This is a genomic window from Christiangramia echinicola DSM 19838 (assembly GCF_000423065.1).
GTDB classification, from domain to species: domain Bacteria; phylum Bacteroidota; class Bacteroidia; order Flavobacteriales; family Flavobacteriaceae; genus Christiangramia; species Christiangramia echinicola.
Map to the genome: position 1 here is coordinate 220,148 of NZ_KE383973.1, position 7,480 is coordinate 227,627.

At 37.5% G+C, this 7,480-nt stretch carries 7 protein-coding genes; 3 read left to right on the forward strand and 4 right to left on the reverse strand.

Annotated features, from left to right (window positions below; translation table 11 throughout):
* The first annotated feature begins 107 nt into the window (after window positions 1-107).
* The 3 genes from dnaB to G530_RS0116300 all read left to right on the forward strand — a co-directional run bounded on the left by dnaB (window position 108) and on the right by G530_RS0116300 (window position 3,416).
* Window positions 108-1,667, forward strand: coding sequence for a replicative DNA helicase (gene dnaB, locus G530_RS0116290; RefSeq protein ID WP_026935537.1), 1,560 nt, complete (start codon window positions 108-110; stop codon window positions 1,665-1,667).
* Between the two features lie 73 nt (window positions 1,668-1,740).
* The gene (locus tag G530_RS0116295) at window positions 1,741-2,991 is read left to right on the forward strand and encodes a hypothetical protein (protein ID WP_035716672.1); all 1,251 of its coding nucleotides are present in this window, start codon (window positions 1,741-1,743) and stop codon (window positions 2,989-2,991) included.
* Window positions 2,991-3,416: a secondary thiamine-phosphate synthase enzyme YjbQ gene (locus tag G530_RS0116300; RefSeq protein ID WP_026935539.1), complete on the forward strand. Its 426-nt coding sequence runs from the start codon at window positions 2,991-2,993 to the stop codon at window positions 3,414-3,416. The genes G530_RS0116295 and G530_RS0116300 overlap by 1 nt, the downstream gene beginning before the upstream one ends.
* Before the next feature lie 52 nt (window positions 3,417-3,468).
* Here G530_RS0116300 and rplT read toward each other — a convergent pair whose 3' ends face one another.
* The 4 genes from rplT to thrS all read right to left on the reverse strand — a co-directional run bounded on the left by rplT (window position 3,469) and on the right by thrS (window position 6,707).
* Window positions 3,469-3,813: a 50S ribosomal protein L20 gene (gene rplT / locus G530_RS0116305; RefSeq protein ID WP_026935540.1), complete on the reverse strand. Its 345-nt coding sequence runs from the start codon at window positions 3,811-3,813 to the stop codon at window positions 3,469-3,471.
* A 134-nt stretch (window positions 3,814-3,947) separates the two neighbouring features.
* The gene (rpmI, locus tag G530_RS0116310; RefSeq protein WP_026935541.1) at window positions 3,948-4,145 is read right to left on the reverse strand and encodes a 50S ribosomal protein L35; all 198 of its coding nucleotides are present in this window, start codon (window positions 4,143-4,145) and stop codon (window positions 3,948-3,950) included.
* Between the two features lie 36 nt (window positions 4,146-4,181).
* On the reverse strand, window positions 4,182-4,733 hold the full coding sequence (gene infC / locus G530_RS0116315; protein WP_084519508.1) for a translation initiation factor IF-3: 552 nt from the start codon (window positions 4,731-4,733) through the stop codon (window positions 4,182-4,184).
* A 21-nt stretch (window positions 4,734-4,754) separates the two neighbouring features.
* The gene (thrS, locus tag G530_RS0116320; RefSeq protein WP_026935543.1) at window positions 4,755-6,707 is read right to left on the reverse strand and encodes a threonine--tRNA ligase; all 1,953 of its coding nucleotides are present in this window, start codon (window positions 6,705-6,707) and stop codon (window positions 4,755-4,757) included.
* Between the last annotated feature and the right edge of the window lie 773 nt (window positions 6,708-7,480).

Consider the following 7,480-nt stretch of genomic DNA (forward strand, 5'->3'; position numbering starts at 1 on the left):
TATTAACAGAAAAATTTACTTATCAACAGGTAAATTGTTCATTACCTGTTAAGTAACTAGAGGCAATTTCTTTAAGATTGTCTTAACAAATTAATTACTTTAGTTCTATGGAAAAAACCACCTCCCCCCAAAATATTACGTATAAAAAAACTAATGTAGTAAGTTTAGAAAAAGGAAAAGTTCCGCCGCAAGCAGTTGATTTAGAAGAAGTTGTTTTAGGAGCTATGATGATAGATAAGAAAGGGGTAGATGAAATAATTGATATTTTACACCCGGAAGCTTTCTATAAAAACTCCCATAAATTAATATATGGTGCAGTTAAAAAATTATTCGATAGTTCAGAGGCAATTGACTTATTAACCGTTTCTAACCAATTAAAAAAAGACGGTGTTTTTGATAAAGCAGGAGGAGACTATTATCTAATACAACTTACACAGAAGGTTTCGAGTTCAGCGCATATTGAATTTCATGCCCGTATCATTCTTCAAAAATATATTCAACGAAGTCTGATTAAAATTTCTAATGAGATCATTGAAGAAGCGTTTGATGAAGGAGCCGATGTTTTTGATCTACTGGATAGCGCAGAAGCAAAACTTTATGAGGTAACTCAGGGGAATATAAAACGTTCGACTGAAACTGCTCAGAGTTTGGTTATCCAGGCAAAGAAGAAGATCCAGGAAATTTCCAATAAAGAAGGTTTAAGTGGAGTGCCTTCAGGTTTTGATAAACTGGATGAACTTACTTCGGGCTGGCAGCCATCAGACTTAATTATCGTTGCCGCCCGTCCAGGTATGGGTAAAACGGCGCTTACACTTTCTATGGCTCGAAATATTGCTGTAGATCAGGGAATCCCTGTGGCATTCTTTTCTCTGGAGATGTCTTCAGTACAGTTGATCACTCGTTTGATATCTTCTGAAACAGGACTCTCTTCGGAAAAACTTAGAACAGGAAAATTAGAACAACATGAATGGGAGCAGCTAAACGTAAAGGTGAAAGACCTTGAAAAAGCCCCATTATTTATTGATGACACACCATCTCTTTCAATATTCGATTTGCGAGCAAAAGCCCGTCGTTTGGCGTCACAGCATGGGATTAGAATGATCGTGATAGATTACCTTCAGTTAATGACCGCTGGTGGTAGCCAGAAAGGTGGAGGAAACAGGGAGCAGGAAATTTCTACAATTTCACGTAACCTTAAAGCATTAGCTAAAGAATTGAACGTACCGGTGATCGCCCTTTCACAGTTATCACGTGCGGTGGAAACCCGTGGAGGTAGTAAAAGACCACTACTGTCTGACCTTAGGGAATCTGGTGCGATCGAGCAGGATGCCGATATTGTATCGTTCATTTACCGACCAGAATATTATAAGATCGAGGAATGGGATGATGAAGAAAGAACACCTACTCAGGGTCAGGGTGAATTTATTGTGGCTAAACACCGTAATGGTGGATTGGAAAATATTAGGCTTAAATTTATTGGAGAACTCGGTAAATTTGATAATTTAGAAGACTTTAATTTCCCATCTGAAATTCCTTCCAGCATGAACAGTGGTGACGGCGATAGTGATTTCGGGAATTTTAATTTACCAAACCCAAGTGCCGATGAGGCTTTTGGAAGTTCAATGAACAGCAATTTCGATGATGATGATAATGATGTTCCGTTCTAAAAAGAAAAAGCTGGAAACAGCTGAAGGAATATCTATTACTAAAAAAAGAAAAAGCAGCAACATATTTTTAAATATGTTGCTGCTTTTTCTTTTTATGATGTTCAGTTTTCAGATGTTGGCTTCCAGAATTCTTATTCCAATGGATGCAGATACACAGAGTAATCACTTAAAGGCTTATGGTATTGTATATTATTCCCTGGAAAATCAGTTAAGTGTAAACTGGCTTTTAAACTATAGAGGAGGTTCTTTTTTAATAGCCGATTCAGAAAAGCTAAGAAAAGAATGCCAGATCAGAGGGGTTGATTTCGAGTTGATCAGCGATAATATGGCGAATTCAATTCTTGAAGAGATCAGTAGTCCGTCCAGAAACATGGAGTCAGTAGCACTGGAAAAGGCACCAAAGATTGCAGTTTATAGCCCCACCGGAAATAAACCCTGGGATGACGCAGTGACCATGGCCTTGACCTATGCCGAAATACCTTATCAAACCATTTATGATAAAGAGGTTTTGAGCGATGCCCTATTATTATATGATTGGTTGCATTTGCATCACGAGGATTTTACAGGACAGTATGGGAAATTCTATAGAGCTTTTAGAACTGCACCCTGGTATATTCAGGAAAAGAAAGAAGCTGAAGAACTAGCTGCGGAATTAGGTTACTCAAAGGTTTCTGAAGAGAAACTGGCTGTAGCTTTAAAGATTCGGGATTATGTGATTGGAGGCGGATTCATGTTTGCCATGTGCAGCGCGACAGATAGCTATGATATTGCCCTGGCGGCTGAAGGAGTTGATATTGCTGAAGCTATGTTCGATGGTGATCCTAGTGAGCCCGGCTATCAGGCGAAAATAAACTTCAATAATACTTTTGCTTTTACCGATTTTGAACTTGAAAGAAGTCCTATGGTCTATGAGTTTTCGAGTATAGATATGACTGCGAAAAGACAAATTCAAAAGGAGAATGATTACTTTTCTTTAATGGATTACTCTGCAAAATGGGATGTTGTTCCAACCATGCTTACTCAAAATCACACCAGATTGGTAAAAGGATTCATGGGGCAGACTACAAGTTATGACCCAGATAATATAAAACCAGGCGTTTTGATCATGGGGGAAAGTAAGTTAAATAATGAGGCCAGGTATATTCATGGTATCAAAGGCAAAGGATTTTTTACTTTTTATGGAGGTCATGATCCTGAAGATTATCAACATAGAGTAGGGGATCCAAAAACTGAATTGGAACTTCATCCAAATTCACCTGGTTATAGGTTGATTTTAAATAATGTACTTTTCCCTGCAGCTAAGAAAAAAGAACAAAAAACATAATGGAAATTTATCAGACCGAAATTAGATTGAGACCGCGAAGTCGCGGTTTTCATTTGATCACTGATGAGATCATGGATCAGTTTTCAGAAATTGAAGATATTGAAATTGGATTTCTACAGATATTCATAAAACATACGTCAGCAGGACTGGCGATCAATGAAAATGCAGATCCTACGGTAAGAGAAGATTTTGAGAGCCATTTCAATGTAATGGTTCCTGAAGATCAGCCATATTATAAGCATACGATGGAAGGTTCAGACGATATGCCTGCGCATATTAAAGCTAGCCTTACCGGTACTTCACTTCAAATTCCAATTACTAAGGGCAGGCTTAATCTTGGAACCTGGCAGGGTATCTATCTATGTGAACATCGGGATAGAGGAGGATCAAGAAAACTTGTCCTAACCGCATACGGAGAAATATAAAAATAAAAAATCCCGCCAAAAGCGGGATTTTTCTATAAGAGAGTGTAATCGTTTATTTTACTTTTTCTACAATTGCTTTAAAAGCCTCTGGGTTGTTCATCGCCAAATCGGCAAGAACCTTACGATTCAATCCAATTTCACTGGTTTTGATTTTCCCCATAAATTGAGAATAAGATAATCCTTCCTGTCTGGCTGCAGCGTTAATACGCATTATCCATAAAGAACGGAATGTACGTTTCTTAGCTTTACGGTCTCTGTATGCATAAAGCATAGCTTTATCAACCGCATTTTTAGCAACAGTCCAAACGTTTTTACGACGTCCGAAATATCCTTTTGCTTGCTTTAAAACTTTTTTTCTACGTGCCCTTTTGGCAACTGAGTTTACTGATCTTGGCATATTTTACATTTTTTTGTAGTAGGCGGTCAAAAACTGACACTTTTAACTTAAACTTTAACTGTCACACTACGCGTAGTCAAAGTGTTGCCCAACTCCATGGTTAAATAATTTAATTAAACCTCAAGAGCTTCAATTTACTTTAAACGTAACTGAAGTTTGACATTACTCTTATCTGCATCATGTACTAACGTACTGTGAGTTAAGGCTAGCTTACGTTTCTTAGACTTCTTTGTTAAGATATGACTCTTAAACGCGTGCTTTCTTTTAATCTTACCTGTACCTGTTAGCTTAAAACGCTTCTTGGCACTGGATTTAGTTTTCATCTTAGGCATTGCTGTCCTTTTTTATAATTAACTCTCTTATTCTCTTTATTTCGATTTCTTAGTAGGAGATAAAAACATAGTCATACGTTTTCCTTCCAACTTCGGCATTTGTTCTACTTTACCGCATTCTTCCAGATCTTGTGCAAGTCTTAAAAGTAGGATCTCTCCTTTATCTTTAAAAACAATAGAACGACCTTTAAAGAATACAAAAGCCTTAAGCTTTGCACCGTCTTTCAAGAACTTTTCAGCATTACGTTTTTTGAATTCGTAATCATGGTCATCTGTATTCGGACCAAAACGAATTTCCTTTACAACCACTTTACTGGCTTTAGCTTTCATGGCTTTTTCACGCTTCTTTTGTTCATAAAGAAACTTCTTGTAGTCCATGACCTTAACTACCGGTGGTTTGGCGTTTGGAGAAATTTCTACCAGATCAAGTTCCTGTTCCTGCGCTATGGCAAGAGCTTTCCTGATTGGGTAGACATCCATTTCTACGTTATCACCAACAAGGCGTACTTCGTCCGCTTTAATTTTCTCATTGATTCGGTGTTGTTCTTCTTTTTGTCTTCCGAATCTGTTCGGTTTTTTTCTACGTATAGCTATGGCTTGTAATTTTAGTTAAACTTCAGTTTTAAAAGGCTTTAAGGTACTATTGATTTCTGAATTTATCAAATCTGCGAAATCTTCTATTTTCATTGTTCCTAAATCACCTTCGCTATGTTTACGTACAGAAATCGTACCATCATTGGCTTCCTGCTCCCCAACAATAAGCATATAAGGGAATTTATTAACTTCTGCTTCCCTGATCTTCTTACCTATTGTCTCGTTTCTGTTGTCAACAAGGGCGCGAATTTCGTTATTTTCAAGCAAAGTTAAAACTTTTTGTGAGTATTTTTCATATTTCTCACTGAGCGAGAGAATAATAGCCTGCTCTGGCATTAGCCAAAGCGGGAAATTTCCGCCTGTATGTTCCAGCAGGATAGCGATAAAGCGTTCCATACTTCCAAAAGGAGCTCTGTGAATCATGACTGGACGGTGTGACTCATTGTCACTTCCTTTATATGTCAGGTCAAAACGCTCGGGTAAATTGTAATCAACCTGGATTGTTCCCAACTGCCAGCTTCTTCCAAGGGCATCCTTAACCATAAAGTCAAGTTTTGGTCCGTAGAAAGCAGCTTCACCAGTTTCAACTACATAATTAAGTCCTTTCTCGTTCGCAGCATTTATAATCGCATTTTCAGCTTTTTCCCAAACATCATCAGAACCTATATATTTTTCTTTATTCTCAGGATCCCTTAAAGAAACCTGAGCAGTAAAATCTTCAAATCCTAAAGATGAGAATACATATAATGTAAGGTCTATTACTTTTTTGAATTCTTCATCCAGTTGTTCTGGCATACAGAAAATGTGAGCATCATCTTGAGTAAAACCACGAACTCTGGTTAGTCCATGCAATTCTCCACTTTGTTCATATCTATATACGGTACCAAATTCTGCAAACCTTTTTGGAAGATCTCTATAACTCCATGAAGATGCATTATACATCTCACAATGGTGCGGGCAGTTCATTGGTTTCAACATAAACTCTTCCCCTTCATTTGGAGTAGTAATAGGCTGAAAGCTGTCTTCGCCATATTTTGCATAGTGACCAGAAGTTACATATAGTTCCTTGCTACCAATATGCGGGCTTACTACCATTTCGTAACCGGCTTTCTTCTGAGCTTTCTTTAGAAAGTTTTCAAGGCGTTCTCTTAAAGCTGCACCCTTAGGTAGCCAAAGAGGAAGACCCTGTCCAACTTTCTGAGAGAAAGTAAATAGTTCAAGTTCCTTTCCTAATTTTCTGTGATCTCTCTTTTTTGCTTCTTCTAAAAGCTCCAGGTGTTCCTTTAATTCTTTTTGCTTCGGAAAAGAGATACCGTATACTCTGGTGAGCTGCGGGTTATTTTCATTTCCTCTCCAGTACGCTCCGGCAACACTCATTAATTTTACAGCTTTGATAATACCTGTATTCGGAATGTGGCCTCCACGACATAGATCTGTAAAAGTATCGTGATCGCAGAAAGTAATATCTCCATCAGTAAGATTTTCAATCAATTCAACTTTGAATTGATTGTTCTCTTTTTTATAAAAATCAAGAGCTTCCTGCTTAGAAACTTCTCTCATTTGAAAATCATGTTTGCCTCTGGCGATCTCAAGCATTCTGTCTTCGATCTTTTTAAAGTCGTTTTCAGATATTTTATGATCTCCAAAGTCTACGTCATAATAGAACCCTCTTTCAATTGCTGGTCCTATAGTAAGTTTCGCGCCAGGATATAGATCCTGAATAGCCTGCGCCATTACATGAGAAGTAGAATGCCAGAAAGCTTTCTTTCCTTCTTCATTGGTCCAGGTGAATAGAATAAGATTACCATCTGTATTTAAAGGGGTAGATGTTTCCACCGTTTCCTCATTAAATTTAGCAGAAATCACATTTCTAGCTAAACCTTCACTTATACTTTTGGCCACCTCCATTGGGGTAGTGCCGTCTTCAAACTCTTTAATACTTCCGTCTGGCAGAGTAATCTTGATCATTTTATTCATTTTTTGCGAAGGCACAAAGATAAGGTGTTGGTTTTGGTTGCACAATACATATATGTATATAGGTAACTTTAATATGGAATATAGGATACCTTAGTATATATAAGGTCTGAAATTTTATGTTCCGGAATGCATTTTAAATTATTTTTAGGATTATTTTGAAGCTGAAATATATGATGTGCAGCAGGTTAGCTTTAGGTTCTTAATTTTCTCTAAAAAAACTTAAATTTTTGTTTGGTTTGAAGGAAGAAGTTGGTGTATATTTGCAGCCGCTTAGGAAACGAGGCGTATGTTCACTGAGGCTACTGATAGAGGGGGATACCGTACAAAACGGCCGTTAAAAATTAAATTAAAATAATTCAATTTTAATTTGGTTGGAGAGGAAAAGTCGTTGTATGTTTGCACCCGCTTTGAGAGCAAGGCGATACGTTCACTGAAAGTACTGGAAATGGGGGATACAGGTAGAAACATCCTTCGAGAATTAAATAAAAAAAGATTGTTTTTTATTTGGTTGGAGAGGATAAGTCGTTTTATATTTGCACCCGCTTTGGAAACGAAGCGATGTTCATTTAAAGAAGAGGAGTTATCAAATTGACTTTAAGGCTTTTAAAAGAAACTAAAATTTTTATCAAAAAAGTTTTGGTTGGTTAGAAAAAAGCGTTGTATATTTGCACCCGCTTTGAGACAGAGCAATAGTTCACAAATACAGACTGAAGATAAGAAAAACCGCCGGACGGGGCGAGGTAGAGAGGTTCGAATCCTTGGGT